Source organism: Nocardia sp. XZ_19_369 (assembly GCF_015355715.1).
Lineage (GTDB): Bacteria > Actinomycetota > Actinomycetes > Mycobacteriales > Mycobacteriaceae > Nocardia.
Map to the genome: position 1 here is coordinate 357,396 of NZ_JACVED010000004.1, position 18,342 is coordinate 375,737.

Annotated in this window: 14 protein-coding genes; 7 read left to right on the plus strand and 7 right to left on the minus strand. The window is 69.0% G+C overall.

The window, feature by feature from the left end; all coding sequences use genetic code 11:
• Window positions 1–71: 71 nt before the first annotated feature.
• Window positions 72–917, minus strand: coding sequence for an SDR family NAD(P)-dependent oxidoreductase (locus IBX18_RS16985; protein WP_194834606.1), 846 nt, complete (start codon window positions 915–917; stop codon window positions 72–74).
• A 110-nt stretch (window positions 918–1,027) separates the two neighbouring features.
• On the opposite strand from IBX18_RS16985, the gene IBX18_RS16990 reads away from it, so the two are divergent.
• The gene (locus IBX18_RS16990) at window positions 1,028–1,615 is read left to right on the plus strand and encodes a TetR/AcrR family transcriptional regulator (RefSeq protein WP_194834607.1); all 588 of its coding nucleotides are present in this window, start codon (window positions 1,028–1,030) and stop codon (window positions 1,613–1,615) included.
• 242 nt (window positions 1,616–1,857) lie between these two features.
• Here the strand turns inward: IBX18_RS16990 and IBX18_RS16995 are convergent, their stop codons facing one another.
• The 3 genes from IBX18_RS16995 to IBX18_RS17005 form a co-directional block, all read right to left on the minus strand.
• The gene (locus IBX18_RS16995) at window positions 1,858–2,301 is read right to left on the minus strand and encodes an SRPBCC domain-containing protein (protein WP_194834608.1); all 444 of its coding nucleotides are present in this window, start codon (window positions 2,299–2,301) and stop codon (window positions 1,858–1,860) included.
• 25 nt (window positions 2,302–2,326) lie between these two features.
• Window positions 2,327–3,622, minus strand: coding sequence for an alpha/beta-hydrolase family protein (locus IBX18_RS17000; protein ID WP_373889203.1), 1,296 nt, complete (start codon window positions 3,620–3,622; stop codon window positions 2,327–2,329).
• Window positions 3,623–3,810: 188 nt separating this feature from the next.
• Entirely contained in the window at window positions 3,811–4,602 is a 792-nt protein-coding gene (locus IBX18_RS17005; protein WP_194834610.1) for a hypothetical protein, read from the minus strand.
• A 167-nt stretch (window positions 4,603–4,769) separates the two neighbouring features.
• Between IBX18_RS17005 and IBX18_RS17010 the strand changes: the two genes are divergently transcribed.
• Together IBX18_RS17010 and IBX18_RS17015 are read left to right on the plus strand one after the other, a co-directional pair.
• A complete protein-coding gene (locus IBX18_RS17010; protein ID WP_228541264.1) occupies window positions 4,770–5,981 on the plus strand; it encodes a sensor histidine kinase in 1,212 nt (403 codons plus the stop codon).
• Window positions 5,982–6,023: 42 nt separating this feature from the next.
• Entirely contained in the window at window positions 6,024–6,689 is a 666-nt protein-coding gene (locus tag IBX18_RS17015; RefSeq protein ID WP_135232589.1) for a response regulator transcription factor, read from the plus strand.
• Window positions 6,690–6,692: 3 nt separating this feature from the next.
• Here IBX18_RS17015 and IBX18_RS17020 read toward each other — a convergent pair whose 3' ends face one another.
• Window positions 6,693–7,592: a hypothetical protein gene (locus IBX18_RS17020; RefSeq protein ID WP_306796292.1), complete on the minus strand. Its 900-nt coding sequence runs from the start codon at window positions 7,590–7,592 to the stop codon at window positions 6,693–6,695.
• Between the two features lie 274 nt (window positions 7,593–7,866).
• Between IBX18_RS17020 and IBX18_RS17025 the strand changes: the two genes are divergently transcribed.
• Entirely contained in the window at window positions 7,867–9,840 is a 1,974-nt protein-coding gene (locus tag IBX18_RS17025; RefSeq protein WP_306796293.1) for a protein kinase, read from the plus strand.
• Window positions 9,841–9,850: 10 nt separating this feature from the next.
• On the opposite strand, the gene IBX18_RS17030 is transcribed toward IBX18_RS17025, so the two are convergent.
• Window positions 9,851–12,343, minus strand: a complete 2,493-nt coding sequence (locus tag IBX18_RS17030) for an FtsX-like permease family protein (RefSeq protein WP_194834612.1) — start codon at window positions 12,341–12,343, stop codon at window positions 9,851–9,853.
• A complete protein-coding gene (locus IBX18_RS17035; RefSeq protein WP_194834928.1) occupies window positions 12,340–13,047 on the minus strand; it encodes an ABC transporter ATP-binding protein in 708 nt (235 codons plus the stop codon). Before IBX18_RS17035 ends, IBX18_RS17030 begins: the two co-directional genes overlap by 4 nt.
• Window positions 13,048–13,322: 275 nt before the next feature.
• Here IBX18_RS17035 and IBX18_RS17040 point away from each other — a divergent pair, with 275 nt between their 5' ends.
• The 3 genes from IBX18_RS17040 to IBX18_RS17050 all read left to right on the plus strand — a co-directional run bounded on the left by IBX18_RS17040 (window position 13,323) and on the right by IBX18_RS17050 (window position 18,340).
• On the plus strand, window positions 13,323–14,651 hold the full coding sequence (locus tag IBX18_RS17040) for a sensor histidine kinase (protein ID WP_194834613.1): 1,329 nt from the start codon (window positions 13,323–13,325) through the stop codon (window positions 14,649–14,651).
• A 58-nt stretch (window positions 14,652–14,709) separates the two neighbouring features.
• Window positions 14,710–15,405, plus strand: coding sequence for a response regulator transcription factor (locus tag IBX18_RS17045; RefSeq protein ID WP_194834614.1), 696 nt, complete (start codon window positions 14,710–14,712; stop codon window positions 15,403–15,405).
• Window positions 15,406–15,466: 61 nt separating this feature from the next.
• Window positions 15,467–18,340 (plus strand): protein kinase, encoded by a 2,874-nt coding sequence (locus IBX18_RS17050; RefSeq protein WP_306796294.1) that lies wholly within the window; start codon window positions 15,467–15,469, stop codon window positions 18,338–18,340.
• Window positions 18,341–18,342: the final 2 nt, after the last annotated feature.

Sequence of the window (18,342 nt, forward strand, 5' to 3'; positions counted from 1 at the left end):
GACTTCGCACACCGGACAGTTAGCCGCCGTGTGTGCGGAGTCCTGGCGCGCGAAGTTCTGGCGCTCAATAGTCAGACCGGCCAGGTGAATTCGGGATCCGTCAGATAGTCCTGGCGGCGCTGATCCAACGCCATCGAGACCATCTGATGGGCGCCGGGCCCGATGATTTTGCGGACCGGCGGGTTGGGCATGTTCACCAGCGCGAGGAGCCCCGCCGCGCCGACTTCCGGTGCGGCCTCCTGCCATTCGGATTCATAGTCGGTGGCCGGCGGCGGCGCGCTCGGGTCCGGGTAGTCCGGCATGCCGAGGATCGCGGTGCGCACCTGCTCGTAGGCGGGTAGCGCGGTGCCGAACTTCATGCTCGTCTTCGCCCAGTCGGTGTCGAAACCACCCAGCTGAGCGAGGGTTACGGAAATGCCGAAAGGCCGCAGCTCGTCGGCGAGCGCCGCGCTGAATCCTTCCAGTGCCCACTTGCTCGCGTTGTACATGCCGAACAGTGGAAGGCTGCCGACCGCGCCGACCGTCGAGATCTGCACGATGTGTCCGGAGCCCTGCGCGCGTAGGTGCGGCACGGCTGCTTGTGAAACCCACAGGGCACCATAGAAATTGGTGTCCATCTGATCGCGGATGTGCGACTCGCTCAGTTCCTCGATCGCACCGACCAGGCCGTAGCCCGCGTTGTTCACGATCACATCGATCGTGCCCGTGAGCGCGAAAGCCTTGTTCACGGTGGCGATTACGTCATCGCGACCGCGAACATCCAACGGCAGCACGGTGAGTCGATCCTGGGCGAGGTCGGCCATGGACCGCGGGTCGCGAGCGGTCGCGACGACGCGGTCACCCTCACTGAGCGCAGCCAGCGTGAAGGCCCGGCCGAGTCCGCGGTTGGCACCGGTGATGAGCCACGTTTTGGTCATGGGGGAGATCCTTTCGTCGCGAGACGCTCCGTCTCGTTTGAAGAGAATGCACCGCTGGTCCAGCAATGTCAATACGAGACGTTTCGTCTCGTTGGTGTTAGCCTGGCCGCATGCCGGACACCCCCAGCGCCACCCGCCGCAGCGAACGCGCTCGGGCCGCGATCATCGCCGCCGCCACCGAGCTCATTCGCGAAGTGCCCTACGCGAAGCTCACCGTCGAGGCGATCGCGGCCCGCGCGGCCGTCGGCAAGCAGACCATCTACCGCTGGTGGCCGTCCAAGGGTGCGGTCGTCTTCGACGCGATGCTCGAACTCGACTCGGGCCCGGACGGTCTGGCCCTCCCGAACACCGGCGACATCGCCGCCGACCTGCGCGCCCTGCTGCGCGGCTCGATCGCCGCCCTCACCGACCCCGGCTTCGAATCCTTCCTCCGCGCGATGTACATCGAGATCCAGCAAGACCCGGAAATCGGCGCCGCCTACCGCGAACGCCTGCTGCTTCCGCAACGTGCCGCCGTCGCCGACCGCCTCGCCGCCGGCGTCCGATCCGGCGAGCTCCGCCCAGACCTCGACCTCGACCTGGCCACCGACCTCCTACTCGGCCCGATCCAGAGCCGCTGGTCCCTAGGCCTCGGCGGCCTCACCGAGTCCTACGCCGACGCGGCACTCGACGCGGCCCTAGCTCACCTCCGCGCCTGACTGGGCATCGAGCCGCGGCAACGTCTCGCAGTTCGCGGCCTGGCCACTCCGTGAACTGGTGGGCTGAACGTGCGGTCCGGCGAGCTCTGCGGGCCACCTGGCGGCCGAACACCCTTTGTGTAAGCCGCACACCACGTGTACTGGGTGTGCGGCTTACGAAAAGGGTGTGCGCTATCTGCTGATGCGCATCCTCAGCGCAGCGCAGGGAGCACTGCGGCCACAATGCGACCGTGCTGGGTGGATCAGCTGGCGCGCAAAGATTCCGCCCGCTCTTTGACCCCTGCTGTCATCCCGGCGAAACCGCGCTGGAGGTGCTTCCCGAGCAACGCCACCACCACCGGTCGCAACCAGCCGTTCAACTCGAAGTGCGACTCGTACCGGGTGCGCTCCGCATCGATCGGTGTGATCGTGTGCGAGCGGAAACTGTTGAGCGTGCCCAGCGGCACCGGCTTCATCGAATAGCTCAACTCGTGCCCCGGTGTGTGCGAGCGGATCCATTCGCGCTGCCGACGCGGTCGCGGCCCGAGGTGGACGACCATGTCGATCGGCTCGCCGGGGACCAGCGAGCTGCGGCATTCGCTGACGAAGGGGTTCCACTCGCCGTAGCGGGGGAAGTCGGTGATCACCTGCCAGACGAGTTCGGCGGGCGCGTCGATGTCCACGGTGGCGTCGATGACAAAGGCCATGGGCACAATTAGAACACGTTCTATGTCAGCAGCTGCCCATGGCAGTGCCCTGATCGGTGCCGTAGCGGTGACCGTGCCCTGCGGGTGCGTTCAGTGCGGCGAGCAGGTCGGCGGTCGCCTGCACGAAGCTGACCGCCGGAAGCCATTGGGGCAGTGGCGCATCCATGCGGGCGCCGGTCAGGTCGGGTGCGCGCCACAGCAGCGCGGGCGACCAGTGGATCACCGGGTCGGAGGTGTTGGCCAGCACGGTTGCGCCGGCGCGATGGACCTGCCCTGCGGGCGGTCCGGCCCAGAGCGTGGCGCAGGTGCGACGGTCCTGGTCGGCGTCGTCGGCGAAGACCGAGCTGCCGCCGATCGCACCGAGGCTCTGCCCGTACAGGTAGAGCGCGGGCTTGTGCTCGAGCGTGCGAATCCGGTCCTCCACAGCGGTGAACAGCGCCCGCGCGGCATCGACGGCATCGTCGCGACCGAAGACGAAGGTCACCCAACTGGGCGCGTAGGAGTACTGCAAACCGACGAGGGAGACGTCGCCACCGAAGCGCTGGTCGAAGCCGCGCACCGCGTTGCTGTCGATCCAGCCCGAACCGGTCGGCACCATCACCACCAGGTTCGACCGCTCGAAGCCGCCGGAGCGTTCCAACTCCCGAACGGCCAGTGCGACACGGGAATCCAGATCCGGCGCCGACTCCACCCCGACGTACACCCGGGGCGGCCCGGCGGGCGCACCGCTGACGAACTTGCGCCCCTCCGCCCCGAGCGACGACCAGCTCACCGCCGACGCCGCACTACCGGACCTGGCGTCCGAGACCGGCTGCACCAGAGCCGGATCCAGCGCGGCATTGGCACCGGCGTAGGCGGTCTGCCGCCAACCCACCGCCGCTGGTGCCGCGACGAGATACAAGAACCCCGCCGCGACCACGGCCAGTGAAACCCCACGCGCCCAACCGAGTTTGCGTAGTACCCACCCGATCGAACGGCTGATCCCCAGCAGCACACCGACGATCAGTACCGACTCGATCAGCCACAGCAGCCAGTAGCCCGCCCCGATCGGTGCCGTACTCATGGCCGCCCGCAACGAGTTCTGCCAATCCCCGGCCAGTGCGACCGCGCCGACCACCAGCACGGCGGTCCCGATCAGCAACGGCAACCGGGCCCGCACCAGCCTGCGATGAACATCAAAACCCCAGCGCCGCACCACGAACCGAACGATCCCTGCGATACCCAACGAGAGCACCACGAGCAATCCGGTCAATATCGCCTGTGCCCCAGGCGTCCGCGGCAGCAGTCCCGGAGCGAGGGAAATTAGCGTGCCCACACCGATCGCCACCGTAGTACCGGCACGCGGTACCGAAAACTGTTGTGCCGCAGTCGATAGCGCGGCGCCCAACTTCCGGCGGACAGCGCCGCGCGGCCTTCGTACCTGCAGATCATCGAATCCCAGCACAGCCCCATCGGCAAGCGCGTCATCCGTGACATCGGTGTCGACCGATCTCGACAGTGTGCTGGTCATCACTGAACCCCCTGTGCCGCAGTAGCTTTCATCGCCCAAGGAACACCGGCGCTCTGTGTCGCCCGCCGCACCGTCAGCACCGCACCCAGCCCGGCCACCCCGGCACCGAGCACTCCGAGCAACTGCCAGCTTGTCGCCGAATCGGCGTCGGCCGCACCGAACGTCGACTCCACCACGGGCGCCCCATAAGCCTGCCGACGCGAATTCAGATCCACGAACGTGCTCGCGATAGCCGCCATGGCATTGCACCTGGTCCGCGAGAACGGATCCACCCGGCTCTCGCACGACTCGTGCATGTGCCGATCGAGCGTGCTGTCCAACGCCTGCCGCGCCCACGGCCCGAGCGGTTCACCGCGCTGCTCGGCGTAGCGCAGCAGGTCGTACCCCAGGTCGTGCGCCTTGCACGCCGTCTCGAACTCCACGGGCAAGGTCACCGGCGACGAACAGTCACCCTGCGGGTTCGCCAGCAGTCCGTCGACGGTGCTCGGCCGATACCCGAACCGCGCGGCGAAGTCGTCCGGCATGGCGGCGAGGGAACCGGGACCGCCCGAGGTCAGGTCGGCCACCGCCGCGCCCGCCACCGCGTTCTCGACCGGTGCGGACACGCTCGCCGCCGCGGCCTGCGGTGCGGGCGCCAGGAACACGGCGGCGGCCATGGTGGTCAGTGCCGCGGCGGTCAGTGCCGCCGCCCGTCGCGTCGCGGAACCGGTTGCGGCGGAGGAAGAACGGGGGGCGCCTGCGGCCTGTGCGGACCGCGCCGTTGCGGGTCCTGCGGTGGTCGGTGTGCTCATGATCTAGACGCTAGGAATCCGACCCGCTCGCGGGCCTCACGCCGGGGACCGGTTTCCGGGGCCGTGCCCCCGGGGGAGTCCGGTCATGCCCTCCTACCTGGGTACGGGGTGCGAAATCACCCGGGGGTATGACGTGGTAGCACGCTGGACTTTCTAGGGTCGTAACTATGAAGCAGCAGAGCCGTGCCCGGGTCCGGCAAATGAGCGCCCAGATGTGGTTCGACTTCAGCACCGTGGTCGTCGCCCTCATCTTCTTCACGGTGGCCTGGCCGACCCTGCACATCACCCACGCGGTGCCGCCTGCGGTGCAGCCGTTCATGGCGGCGCTGGCCGCGTTCCCGGTGCTGCTGGTCCGGATCAATCCGGCGCTGGGTTGGGCCATCTCGGCGGGCTCCGGCATGCTCATCGCCCTGGCGATCCCGCACCAGCCGAACAACGACATGCCGATGCAGGTCGTGCACATCCTCTCGCTGTTCGTGCTGCTGTTCGCAGTCGCGGTGCGGACGACGGTCCCGATCATCGGCGTCGCCTGGGTCGCGACATCGCTGCTGCTCGGCACCACGATGTCGAACGAGGGCGGTGTGGCGAGTTCGGTGTGGGGCTGGCCGATCGCGCTCGGCGCGGTGGTGCTGTTCGGCCTGCTGGTGCGGTGGCTGGTGCAATCACGCAAGCAGTTGGTGCGCCAGGAAGAGGAGAACGAGGTCGAGCGGGCCCGTCGGGTGATTCTCGAAGAGAAGGCTCGCATCGCCCGCGACCTGCACGACGTGGTCGCCCACCACATGTCGCTGGTGGTGGTGCAGGCACAGACCGCGCCGTACCGGGTCGAGGGCGTAACCCCTGCTGCCCGTGCCGAATTCGAATCCATCGGCGCCACCGCCCGCGAGGCGCTCAACGAGATCCGCGGCATGCTCGGCGTGCTGCGCAGCGACGGCCAGGCGCCCGAGCACACCCCGCAGCCGAAGGCCACCGATGTGCCGAGCCTGTTCGAGGGCGCGTTGCGCGCCGGCGTGCGGATCGCGTGGACGATCGACGGCCAGCTCGAGACCGTCCCCGACGGCGCGGGCCTGGCCCTGTACCGGATCACCCAGGAATCGCTGTCTAACGCGTCACGGCACGCACCGGAGGCCCCGGTCCAGGTGCACCTGCGCGTCGGCCCGCTCGTGGAGCTCATCGTCGGCAACGGCCCCACCGCCACGGTCGCGCGCCCCGTCGGCAACGGCGGCCACGGCATCGCGGGTATGCAGGCCAGGGCACTGGCCGTCGGCGGCGACCTGACCGCGGGCCCGCGCCCCGACGGTGGCTTCGAGGTGCACGCCCGGATTCCGCTCAACCCGACGACCACCCTGGACCCGGTCCTGGTCGAGCAAGCCGCCAACTGAACCGTCTCGCTGTCGCGGGCGTCGTCCCCTTAGGGTAGGGCGGTGGCAATAACGGTGTTGATCGCTGATGATCAGGCAATGGTGCGGCAGGGCTTCGGTGCGCTGCTCGCGGCCCAGCCGGACATCAGCGTGGTGGGGGACGCGCAGGACGGGAAGATCGCGGTGGCCGAGGCCAAGCGGCTGCGCCCCGACGTGGTTCTGATGGACGTGCGCATGCCGGAGATGAACGGACTGGACGCGGCGCGGCTGATCCTGGCCGCCGGGTTCGAGCCGCCGGTGCGGGTGCTGATGCTCACCACCTTCGACATCGACGACTACGTGTACGAGGCGCTGAGCATCGGCGCCAGCGGCTTCCTGCTCAAGGACGCGCCCGCCGAAGAGCTGGTGCGCGCGGTCCGGGTGGTCGCCGACGGCCAGGCCCTGTTGGCGCCGACGGTCACCCGGCGGCTCATCGCCGACGTCACCCGCCGTCGCTCCGCCGCTCGCGCGAAACCGGCGCCCGCGCTGACCTCGTTGACGCCCCGTGAGCGTGAGGTGCTGGAGCTGATCGCCAAGGGCATGTCCAACACCGAGATCGCGGAATCGCTGTTCGTCGCCGAGCAGACCGTGAAAACGCATGTCTCCAAGGTCTTTTCGAAGCTGAACCTGCGCGACCGGGCGCAGGCCGTGGTGCTGGCCTACGAATCCGGACTGGTCACGCCCGGCTGACGGTCATGGCGTGCAGCTGCCGCCGCGCAGCTCGTTCAGGTGCCGTCCGAGCAGTACGGCCAGCCGGCTCAGCATGGCGGTGGCGTCGTCGTAGGTCCCCGAATCGGCCTGTGCCGCAAGGGCTACGGCGACCAGCCCGGACTCCGTCGGCACCACCCCGAATTGCCGGACCGTGTAGATGCCGGTGTCGTCGTCGGGACCCCAGCCGCCCTTGAACGCGGCGCCCGGCAAAGTGCCCAGCCCCCAGGACTGTTCGGGCGTGATCTCCGACATCAGCGCGGTCACCTCGGACGTCTGCGGCAGGCACGGCAGCCGTGAGGCGAACCGCACCTGGTTCGCCAGCGTCCACTCGGTCTGCCCGAATGCCGTGTAGTCCAACCTGGTTCGCGGCCCGGCCACGCCGGTCGTGGAGTCGCCGCCCTCGTCGATCACGTCCTGCACCGCCTGGGCGGCCTCCAGGCCGTCGCCGAGCGATTGCCAGAGTTGCTCGGCCGCATCGTTGTCCGAGACGGTGATGGCGGCCTCGGCGTCTTCGAGGATGCGGCGGTCCGAGTCGTGCCGCAGCGCCGCGATGGCCAGCGGGACCTTGATGGTGGACCAGGCGATGCCACTGGTCCAGTCGCCGAAGATGGTCATCCGGCCGCCGCCGACCGGCATGATCGCCAGGCCGACCTGGCCGCCGAGGCTCGGTTGCAGCTGGGTGAAGTCGGCGGCCAGCGAGTCGGGGATGGACACCGAGAGGCCGGGCCGGAAGGATCCGGCGGTGTCGACGACGACAGCGGGCCGGTCGTTGTGGTTGCGGTCGCCGGGGAGCAGCGCGCACGAGGTCAAGCCGAGCAAGGTGACCAGGGCGGTGCCGCGCAGTAATCTGCGCAGCACAGATCCGGTTCCCGTCGACTTCACCACGCGTCCTCCCCACCACCCGCTCTGCGTGTCATCGCTGTCAGTCGGCGGTGCAAAATTTAGCTCATCCGGTCGACCCGATCGGTAACCGGGCGTGCGGACATTATGAACGCGTCATAGATCGTTGACGTGACCATGATGTCTCCACCATAGTTTCACCGATTTCCCCTAAGAATTCGAAACGGCATGGCTACGGGGTTACCGGTTATGCTCCAAGCTCTGTGTGACGCGCTCGGACGTGACATCCGGGGGCCGCGGTCGACCTGAAGGGAACGTGTTGCTGACCAGCGGTGAGGTTTTCGCCGGGTTCACCATCGAGAAGCTGCTCGGGCAGGGCGGCATGGGCTCGGTGTATCTGGCCCGCCATCCCAGGCTGCCACGGCAGACCGCGCTGAAACTGCTCAACCGTGAGCTGTTCACCGATACCGAGGTGCGGGCGCGGTTCGAGCGAGAAGCCGATCTGGCCGCTCAGCTCGATCATCCGAATATCGTCGCGGTGTACGACCGCGGCACCGAGGACGACCAGCTGTGGATCTCCATGCAGTACGTCGACGGCATCGACGCGGCGACGGTGACGCCGCAGAAGCTGCCGCCGGAGCGGGCCGTGCAGATCATCGAAGGCGTCGCCGGGGCACTGGATTACGCGCACGGCATGGGCGTGCTGCACCGCGATGTGAAGCCGGCCAACATCATGCTGGCCCGGTCCAGCGGCGGGCACCGCGAGCGGGTGTTCCTCACCGACTTCGGCATCGCCCGGCTGCGTGAGGATTCCACGCACCTGACGCAGACCGGCATGTTCACCGCCACCCTGGCCTATGCCTCGCCGGAGCAGATGACCGGCGCGCACCTGGATCACCGCTCCGACCAGTATTCGCTGGCGTGCGCGCTGTATTGGTTGCTCACCGGGGTCGCGCCGTTCGACGCGCCCGCCCCGGCCGACATCATCCGCGGGCACCTGCAGTTACCGCCGCCGTCCGCGTCGGCGCTGCGGGCCGGTCTGCCGCCCGCGCTGGACGCGGTCATCGCGGTGGCGATGGCGAAACGTCCCGACCAGCGGTTCGCGTCGTGCCTCGACTTCGCCACTGCCGCAAAGCAAGCGCTCGCCGGGCAGCTGCCGCAGTTGCCCACCGCGGTGCAGTACACCGCGCCGCCCGCTCCGACGGTGCTCGCGCAGCCGCCGAGCCAAGGTTCGTACCAGGTGCCGTCGTACCCGGCGCCGCTCGCCGGCTCCGCCCCGACCTACGCCGCGCCGCAGTACACGTCGGGCGCTGTTGCCGGGCAACAGTTCCCGTCCGCCGGAACCGGCTATTCGGCGCCGCCGCAGCAGTCCGTTGCTGGACAGTCGTTCACACCGGTCAGCCAGGCCGGCGTTGGCTATTCGCCGCCGAATTCCGCTGCCGGACAGACTTTCCCCCCGGTCAGTCAGGCCGGCGGCGGCTACGCGCCCAGTTCCAGCGCCGACCAGTCGTTTCCACCGGTGGGCCAGGCCAGTGGTGGCTATCCGCCCAATTCCGGTGCCGGGCAAGCCTTCCCACCAATGGGTTACAGCCCAGCGGGTGCCGCTCAGGGCTACCCGGCCCCCCAGGCCCGGCGCTCGAACACCGGCCTGATCGCGGTGATCGCCCTGATCGTCGTGGTCGTGCTCGTGGTCGCCGGGGTTGTGCTGACGAAACTGCTGGATTCGGACTCGGCGGACCCGCTGGACGTCGGTAAGCCCCCGGCAGCGGACACGTCCGCCGATGCGTCACTCGTCGCCAAGGCCTTCCCGAAGATCCTCCCGCAGGGCGTCGACACCCAATACGGAATCGGCACCGGCAAGGGCTATCACGACAAGACCTGCTTCCTGGACACCGCTAAGGCGGGCGAGAAGATCTCCAGCGACGACGACGTGCCCGCCTTCCCGAAGTGGGAGACGGGGTGGAACTGCTGGGGCGTGCCGATCGCCGAGCCGGACTTCATCGTGGTCGCCTTCAAGACACCCGAGGACGCCAAGGCCGCGGTGCGCGACCTGCCGTCCAACACCAAGGCGACCGAACGCAACGGCGGCAAGTCCTACACCACCTATCGGTGGCAGAAGGCCGACGGCGGCTTCCCCGACGGGTTCCTGGTGGTGAGCTTCGAATCCGACTCGGCGCGGTCGAACTACCTGTTCTTCGCCAAGGTGACGCTCACCGACAGCCAACCGGAATCCGGATTCGGCATGACCCAGCAGAAGTTCAAGACCTGGTTCACCGGATTGCCGTTGTAGCCAACGGTATTCAGTCGACCGCCAGCGCCGCCACGATCGGCAGCCGTCCCGCCCGCAGTGCGGGCGGGATGGAACCGAGCAGTGCGAGCGCGAGCGCGATGGTTCCGTAGACCAGCAGCATCGGGCTCGGCTGGTAGACGACGTCGATGGTGAGCGCGTGCGCCATGGCGAGGGTGGCCAGGTACTGCACGGCGATGCCGACGACGAGACCCAGTGCCGCGCCGATCAATCCGATGCCCGCCGCCTCGGCGAGCACCGAACGCATCAGGAATCGGCGGCTGGTGCCCATGGCCCGCAGCACGCCGAGTTCCCTGCGGCGTTCGAGCACCGACAGCATCAACGTGTTCAGCAGGGCCACCGTGGCCACCAGCACCACGATCCAGAGGATGGCGTTGCTCATCGCCGAGCCCTGTTCGATGCTGGCGGTGGCCGCGATGACCGCGTTGGCTCCGGTGTCCACGTGCATCTCCGGCGGTACCAGTTGCCGGATCGCCCCCTGCACGGCCGCGGGATCCGCGCCGGGTGCGATGTTCACCGCGACGATCGTTTCGCCGGGTCGCTCGTACCACGTGCGCAGCAGGTCGAGATCCATCATCACGACGCCGGAGATCGCCGAGAAGTACGGAATCACTTGCAGCACAGTGACGGTGCGTGGGCCGGTGGGGGAAGGCAGGGTCAGCTGGGCGCCGGCGTCCACGCCGAGCGACTTCGCCACGTCACGCGAGATCGCCACGCCCGCACCGGCGGACAGTCCGGCGGCGACCGTGTCGTCCAGCATGCGCATTCGGGTCTGCCGTGCGCTGGGCGGGAAGCCCTGCAACATCACCCGGCCGCTGCCGAGGGTGGCGAAAGCCATTTGGGCCGGGCTGACCTCGGCCACGCCGGGGACCGCCGCGATCCGGTCGGCCAGTCCGGCGGGCAGCAGCGGACCGGTCGGAAACTGTGCCCTCGAGGCGGGGCTGACGTACAGATCGGTGCTGGCCAGGTCGTCGAACGTGGTGGTGGCCGAATCCACCATGTTGTTCGACGCCCCGCTCATCGCGACGGTCGCCGCAACACCGATCAGCACGGTCATCGCGGTCGCCCACACCCGGCGCGGTGCGCGTTCCAGCGTGGTCGCGCCGAGCGCACCGGGCGCACCGAACGCACGCGCGATGGCCGCCGCCGCTCGAACGAGTGGACCGGTGGCGGCGAAGCAGAGCGCGATGGCCGCGACGAACGCGGTCGAGATGGCGCCGAGCGAATAGCGGCCGAGGTCCACCGTGGCGATCGCGACCGCCAGCGCGGCCAGCCCGAGACCCGCGCCGACCGCGGCCCAGCGCAGCAGCGGGCTGGTCGTATCCGCACTGTTGACACCGACCGGCACCAACGCCTCGATGGGCTCCACCTTGTACACCTGGCGGGTGGCCAACCCGGCGGCGGTCACGCTGGCGACCACGCAGGCGGCGACGGCGACCGGGATCGCGTAGCCGGGCACCAGATACTCGGTGCGCGCCTCCACCGACGACATGATGGCGACCGGCAACTGGTCGATCGCGAGGCGCCCCATGAAGATACCGAGCACCGCGCCGACGGCGCCGCCGAGCAGGCCGAGCAGCGCGGCCTCCGCGAGCAGATCCCGCACCATCGGCCCGCGCTTGCCGCCGATGGCCCGCAGCAGCGACAGCATGGGTCTGCGCTGGGCGATGGCCATGCTCATGGCGTTGTAGATGAGGAAGGCCGAAACGATCAGCGCCGCAGCCGAAGCCATCATGGTGGAGTACCGCACCAGCTGCACGGCGCTGCCTGCCTGGGCGGTGCGCAGGCTCGGGTCGGCGACCACCGCGCGACCATCGACGGCCGCGGTGAGTTCGGCACGCAAGGCCTCGCCCGAAATGCCCTGTGCCGGAATGACCTGAATGGAATCCAATCGGCCGCTCCGCCCGGTGACCTGCTGGGCGAGCCCGAGCGGCGCGGCGACAATATGGCCACCGTTGAGCTGTTTCGACGTCTCCTCGTCGAGAACGCCTGCGACGGTGACGGTTCCGGAACCCAGGACGAACCGCGCACCCTCCGCATGTCCCATGGCGGCACCGACCAGGACGCCGTTGGGCACCGTGAGCAGCTTGCCGACCTGTGCGGTCATCGGCCCGGCCAGTCCGCCACCCAGCGCGCCGATATTCTGGTCGGCCCCGATCAGCAGGGCCCGGTCCGCGCCCGAACCGATCTGCGCGCGCACCATCGGCACTGCCTTGTCCACCCCGGGCATGGCCGCGACCCGTTGCAGCAGTTGCTGATCGAAGCCCGCGTCGGTGACGCCGGTGACCTCTAGCGCGGCCCGGCCGCCGAGGCTGTGCGTCAGCCGGTCCACCGACCCGGTGACCGAACCGGAGATGCTCAGCACCGCGACGAGCAGCCCCGCCGATACGCCCATCACCACGAGGGACAGGACGGTGCGTCCGCGATGGACGAGAAGTTCTCCGATATTGAACAGCCGCAAGCGATCCCATGCGGCGCCGATCATGCGCTGACCGACCGCTCGGCGGTTTCGTTGGACCCGATCTTGCCGTCGCGCAACGTGATCACCTGGTCGCAGTAGGTCACCGCGCTCATATCGTGGGTCACCATCACCACCGAATTACCCGAACCGGCGATCTCGCCGAGCAGCTCCAGAATGGACGCGCCGGTATTGGAATCCAGGTTGCCGGTGGGCTCGTCGGCCAGGATCAACGGCGGATCCATGATCATCGCCCGGGCCACCGCGACCCGCTGCATCTGACCGCCGGACAGCTCGGCAGGCCGATGGCCCGCACGATCGCTGAGCCCGACGCGGTCGAGCAGCTCCAGCGCGCGGGGTTTGGCCTTGCGTAATCCGGTACCGTCCAGCAGCTTCGGGACCGCGACGTTCTCCCACGCGGACAGTGTCGGCAGCAGGTTGAAGAACTGGAAGATGAAACCGACCCGGTGCCGGCGGAACTCGGACTGGCGCTCGTCGTCCATCCCGCCGATCTCGGTGCCCTGGAACAGGATCGAGCCCGCGTCCGGAGTGTCCAGCGCGCCGAGCAGGTGCAGCAGCGTGCTCTTGCCGGAGCCGGACGGCCCGATGATCGAGGTGAACTCGCCCGGCTCGATGCGCAGACTGATCGCGTCCAGCGCGCGGACCGTCTGCCCGCCGACTCGGTATTCCTTGGTCACGTCGGATAATTCGAGCATGGCCGGATCCGGCATAGCTGCCCCCACTCTGTTCGGTCGGTCTGATTGTCGCTTCTCGCCGTGCCAGCGCGCCAGGGCCTCCGGCGCGTGGCGGCGGCGATACCGGGCGTCGAGGACGGCACGCAGCGACATGACTCTCGCCTCCCTGTGACGCTGCGACTCACGTTACGGACGAGCCGGTCGGCCTGTCTTCGTGCCACGGACCCGAATCGATCTCCGCCCACGGTAGGAGAAGCGACCCGCTCCAGGAACGATGTACGGGCCGCGACCGGCCGGTTAGCCTTACCCGCATGGGTGTGATCGGCGTCTCCGCCCCGGCCGGTGAGCCGAGGCCGGCGGCCCGCGTGTGGCGGCGCGTGGTCGTCGGTCTGCGCCGCAGCGGGGAACGGATCGCCGAGTTCGCCAGACAACCGGTGGCCTCGTTCCAGCGCCGGGTCGAGGAACTGCCCTTCGACTATCCGCCGTCGGTCATCATCGCGGTCGATCTGGCGTTGGTCATCGTCGCCATCGGCGCGGCGATCCAGCGGCACAGCTACTTTCCGACCGCCCTTCCGATCCTGGCCGTGCTGCTGACCTCCGCGTTCGGCCCGATGTACGCGTTCCTCGGGGTGATGCCACGACCGGTGACGCTCGGGCTGCTCGCGATGGCGGCCGAGGCGCTGTTCCTCCTCCAGCCGGTCTCGCCGGATCTCGCACCTTTCGTGCTCGTCGCCGCGGCGGGTGAGGTGTCGGCGATCGCGGCCAAGCGGATCAGCGTGCCGGTGACCGCCGCGATGATGCTCGAACTGGTCCTGTTCGACATCTACGGGAACCTGTCGGAGGGTTTGCCGACCTATCTCGTCACCGTTGCGTTCGGGTGGATGGTCGGTGTGCTGATGCAGTATCAGCGGCGCTTCCTCTATCAGGAGCGCGGCTACCAAGACATCCGTGCGGCCCAGGCCGCCGACGAGGAACGCCGCCGGATCGCCCGCGAGGTGCACGACGTGATCGCGCACTCGCTGAGCATCACGCTGCTGCATCTCACCGCGGCACGGCACGCGTTGCAGACCGACCGCGACGTCGACGAGGCGGTGGAATCGCTCACCGACGCTGAACAACTCGGCCGTCAGGCCATGGCCGATATCCGGCGCACCGTCGGGCTGCTCGACGCGCGACCGTCGAAACACGTGCCGGAACCGGGTGTGGAGGACATCGCGACGTTGGTCGGCGACTTCGCCAGAGCCGGGCTGGACGTGCGCTACGCGTGCGCCGAGGACCTGCGTGCGGTCTCGCCCGCGGTCGGGCTCGCGCTGTATCGGATCGGGCAGGAGTCGCTGGCCAATGTCGTCAAGCACGCGCCGGGCGGGTCCGCGCTCGTACAGCTGGCGGTGGACGCGGCCGCGGTGACACTGACGGTGCACAACACGTTGCCCGCGGGCCTGCCCGCGCAACCGGGTACCGGAATGGGTCTGTCGGGGATGGTGCAGCGGGCCGAACTACTCGGCGGCCGCATCATCGCTGGCCCGGACGACGGCGGCTGGTCGGTCCGCGCATCCATTCCGCTGGCTCCGGTCCGCGGCGCGTGCCTGCTGTCCGGCAGTCCGCTCGGCGGCGCGGCGGCGAGCCGGGAGGCGGGATGATGACGACCCACCGCATCACACAGCCGGGGTGCGTTCCCCGCGACGCACGGGAGGCTCTGTGACAGCGGCATCACCCGCGGGCGCCGAAGACGCGGTGACCGTCCTGGTCGTGGACGACCAGGAGTTGGTCCGCGGCGGACTGCGCCGGATCCTGCGCCGCCGGGACGGATTCATCGTCAGCGAATGCGCCGACGGCGACGAGGTGGTCGCCGCGGTGGCGGCCGCGCGGCCCGACGTGGTGCTGATGGATCTGCGGATGAAACGCGTCGGCGGCATCGACGCCACCCGCCTGCTGCGCTCGCGCGACGGATCGCCGCCGGTGCTGGTGCTGACCACCTTCGACGACGATCAGCTGCTGTCCGGTGCGCTGCGCGCGGGCGCGGCCGGTTTCATTCTCAAGGATTCGCCCGCCGAGGATCTGATTCGCGCGGTGCGGATGGTCGCCGGTGGTGGCGCCTGGCTCGACCCGTCGGTCACCGAACGGGTGCTGTCGGCCTATCGCACGGTGCGGCCGAGCGCGACACGCACGAGCGCCAGGTTGTCCGATCTCACAGCGCGCGAGTACGAGGTGCTCGAATTGATCGGGCGCGGCCGGGTGAACGCGGAGATCGCTCGCGAACTGGGTATCTCGGAAGTGACCGTGAAAAGCCATGTCGGACACATATTCGGCAAGCTCGAGCTGCGGGATCGGGCCGCCGCGATCGTCTTTGCGTTTGACCACGGGGTGGTGACACCCGGAGAATCCACTCTTTGACGGGCCGGTGTTGTGAGAGTTATGCGTGCACATCCGGCCCGGGATGTGGAGGATTGACGGGGTGGAGGCACCTGGGCCCAGAACCGGTACACGGTTCGGGCCGTACGAATTGCGGTCACTGCTGGGCAAGGGGGGCATGGGCGAGGTCTACGAGGCCTATGACACGGTGAAAGACCGAGTGGTGGCGGTCAAGCTGCTGCACGAGGAACTCGCCGGTGACCCCGCGTACCAGGTGCGGTTCCGGCGCGAATCGCAGGCGGCCGCGCGGGTCGCCGAGCCACACATCGTGCCCATCCACGACTGGGGCGTCATCGACGGCGTGCTGTTCATCGACATGCAGTTGGTGCCCGGCGTCGATCTGCGCACCCTGCTGCGCAAGGAAGGACCGCTGAGCCCCGTTCGCGCGGTGAACATCGTCGAACAGATCGCCTCCGCGCTGGACGCCGCGCACGCGGGCGGGCTGGTGCACCGCGACGTCAAGCCGGCCAACATTATGGTCACCGCGGCCGATCACGCCTTCCTCGCCGACTTCGGCATCGCGCACACCGAGGGCGACAGCGCCGTCACGATGGTCGGCATGGCCGTCGGCTCCTACATCTACATGGCGCCGGAACGATTCGACGTCGCCCAGGTGACCGGCCGGGCCGACATCTATTCGCTGTCCTGCGTACTGCACGAGTGCCTGACGGGTGCTTCACCTTTCCCGGCCGCCAGCATGAACGTGCTGATCCGGTCGCATCTCTCCGAGACGCCGCCGCGGCCGAGCTCCCAGCAGGCGGGCATCCCGGCGGGCCTCGACGCGGTGATCAGCCGCGGCATGGCCAAGGATCCGGCCGATCGGTGGCCGACCGCGTCCGCCATGGCTCTGGCGGCGCGGGCCGCGCTCAGCAGTGCGCCCTCGACCGGCGTGCCGCAGGCGAGCGGGCCGGTGGCGGGTGCGAATTCGGCGGGTGCGCCGACTGTGTCGCCGCCGATCGGGGCGCCCAACGTGCCGCCGCCGACCGGTCCGATGCTGGTGGTTCGTGCGCCCGGCGCGGGTGGGGTGCCGCCGGAGTCGACGGGGGAGATCTCCGCCGTGATCCTGCCCAGCGCACCGACCGTGGTGCGGCCGACCGAGATCCAGTTCACGACGCTGTCGTCCGCGCCGGAACCTGCGCCGCCGCTCGGGCCGACGCCGCGATGGACCCCCGATCAGGGTCTGCCGCCGGTGCGGCCGTTCCCGGACGCGCATCTGTACTCGGAGGAGTCCGGGGGACAGGCGTATTCGGAGCATGGTGGGGGACCGGAGTATCCGGATCAGTCCGGGCAGCCGTATCCGGGGCCTGCCGGGGGACCGGCTTACTCCGAGCAGCCCGGTGGGCAGCGGTACTCCGATCAGCCTGACGGACAGCCGTACTCGGAACAGCCCGGACGGAATCATTCGGAGCCGTTCGGCGGAGAGCCGTATTCGGGTCGGCCCGGAGGACTGCCCTATTCAGGTGCGGCCGGGGGACAAAGGTACTCGGACGAGCCCGACCGGCAACCGTATCCGGAGCAGCCTCAGGGACCGCCGGACTCGGATCAACCTGAGGGCCGGCCGTACTCGGATCAGCCGGGCGGGCGGCAGTTCTCGGATCCTTCGGAGCAGCCGGGGTACTCGGGTCAGCCGGGGCGGCAGCCGTATTCGGAGCAGCCTGCGGGGCCGTCGTATTCGAGCCGGCCCGGGGGACCGCCGTACTCGGATCAGCAGGGTGGGCAGTTCTCGGATCGCTCCGAGGGGCCGGGGTACTCGGGTCAGCCGGGGCACCAACCGTATTCGGATCAGTCCGGCGGCCCGTACTCGGATCGCCGTGGCGGACAAGCGTATTCAGATCACCCTGACGGACCGTCGTACCCGAACAATCCCGATGGGCGGCAGTACCCGGATCGCGCCGATGCCGGGTCGTATTCGGAACAGCCTGGCGACCAGTCCTATTCGGATCGGCCGGGCCAGCCGTATCCGGGGCATCCAGGTGCGCAAGCCTATTCGGCCGAGCCCGGCCAGCCGTACGCGGAACACCCTGGGGCGCAGGCCTATTCGGAGGACAAGCCCTTCGTCGGCGGGCAGGCATACTCGGCCGCTCAGCAATACGAGACGACGCGCTTCCCTGATGAACCCGGCTTCGGGCGACCGCCGGGCGCCGACGACTATCCCCCCGACGACTATCCCGCCGATCATCAGCCCACCGAGGTCTATGCGGCACCGGGCGGGTACACGCCGCCGGAAGCCTATTCCGCACCGGACGAGTACTACGACCCCGCAAGGTTTTCCGAACCCGGCAGTCACGCCCGCGCCGACTATCCGCCGCAGAGCAACTACGCGAGCCGCAGCGAGTACCCGGAGCAGGGCTACGCGCCGGAGTACGACGACTACGACCCCGAGGAAGAGCCCTACTCGACCGGCAAGCGCCGATCCATCGTGCTGCCCATCCTGATCGCGGTGGTGGTGATCGTCGTGGTGGCGGTCGTCGGAGTGGTGGGCTGGCAGGTGTTCACCTCCACCAATGTCGCAAAGCCCACCGACCAGCAGGCCACCGCTCCGGTACCGACGGCCAGTGCGCAACCGCAGGCGCCGGGCAGTCCGTCGGCACCGCCGGCCACCTCCTCCACCCCGGCCAAGACGACCACGGCGGTTCCGCTGCCCGCCGGTGCGAAGCAGTGCACCCAGGGCGATTCGGGCTCGGGTGCGTTCACCAAGTCCGCCACCGGCTCCGCCGCGACGACGTGCGCGTTCGCCGAGGAAGTCCGGCGGGCGTACGCCGAGGCGAGCCCAGGGAGCACCACCTCGCGGAACGCACCGCGCACCGTGGTGGCGACCAGTCCGGTGACCGGCCGGACCTACACGATGAATTGCCTCAGTGAAGGCCAGCTCGTCACATGCAGTGGCGGCGAAAATGCGGTGGTGTATGTATATTGATC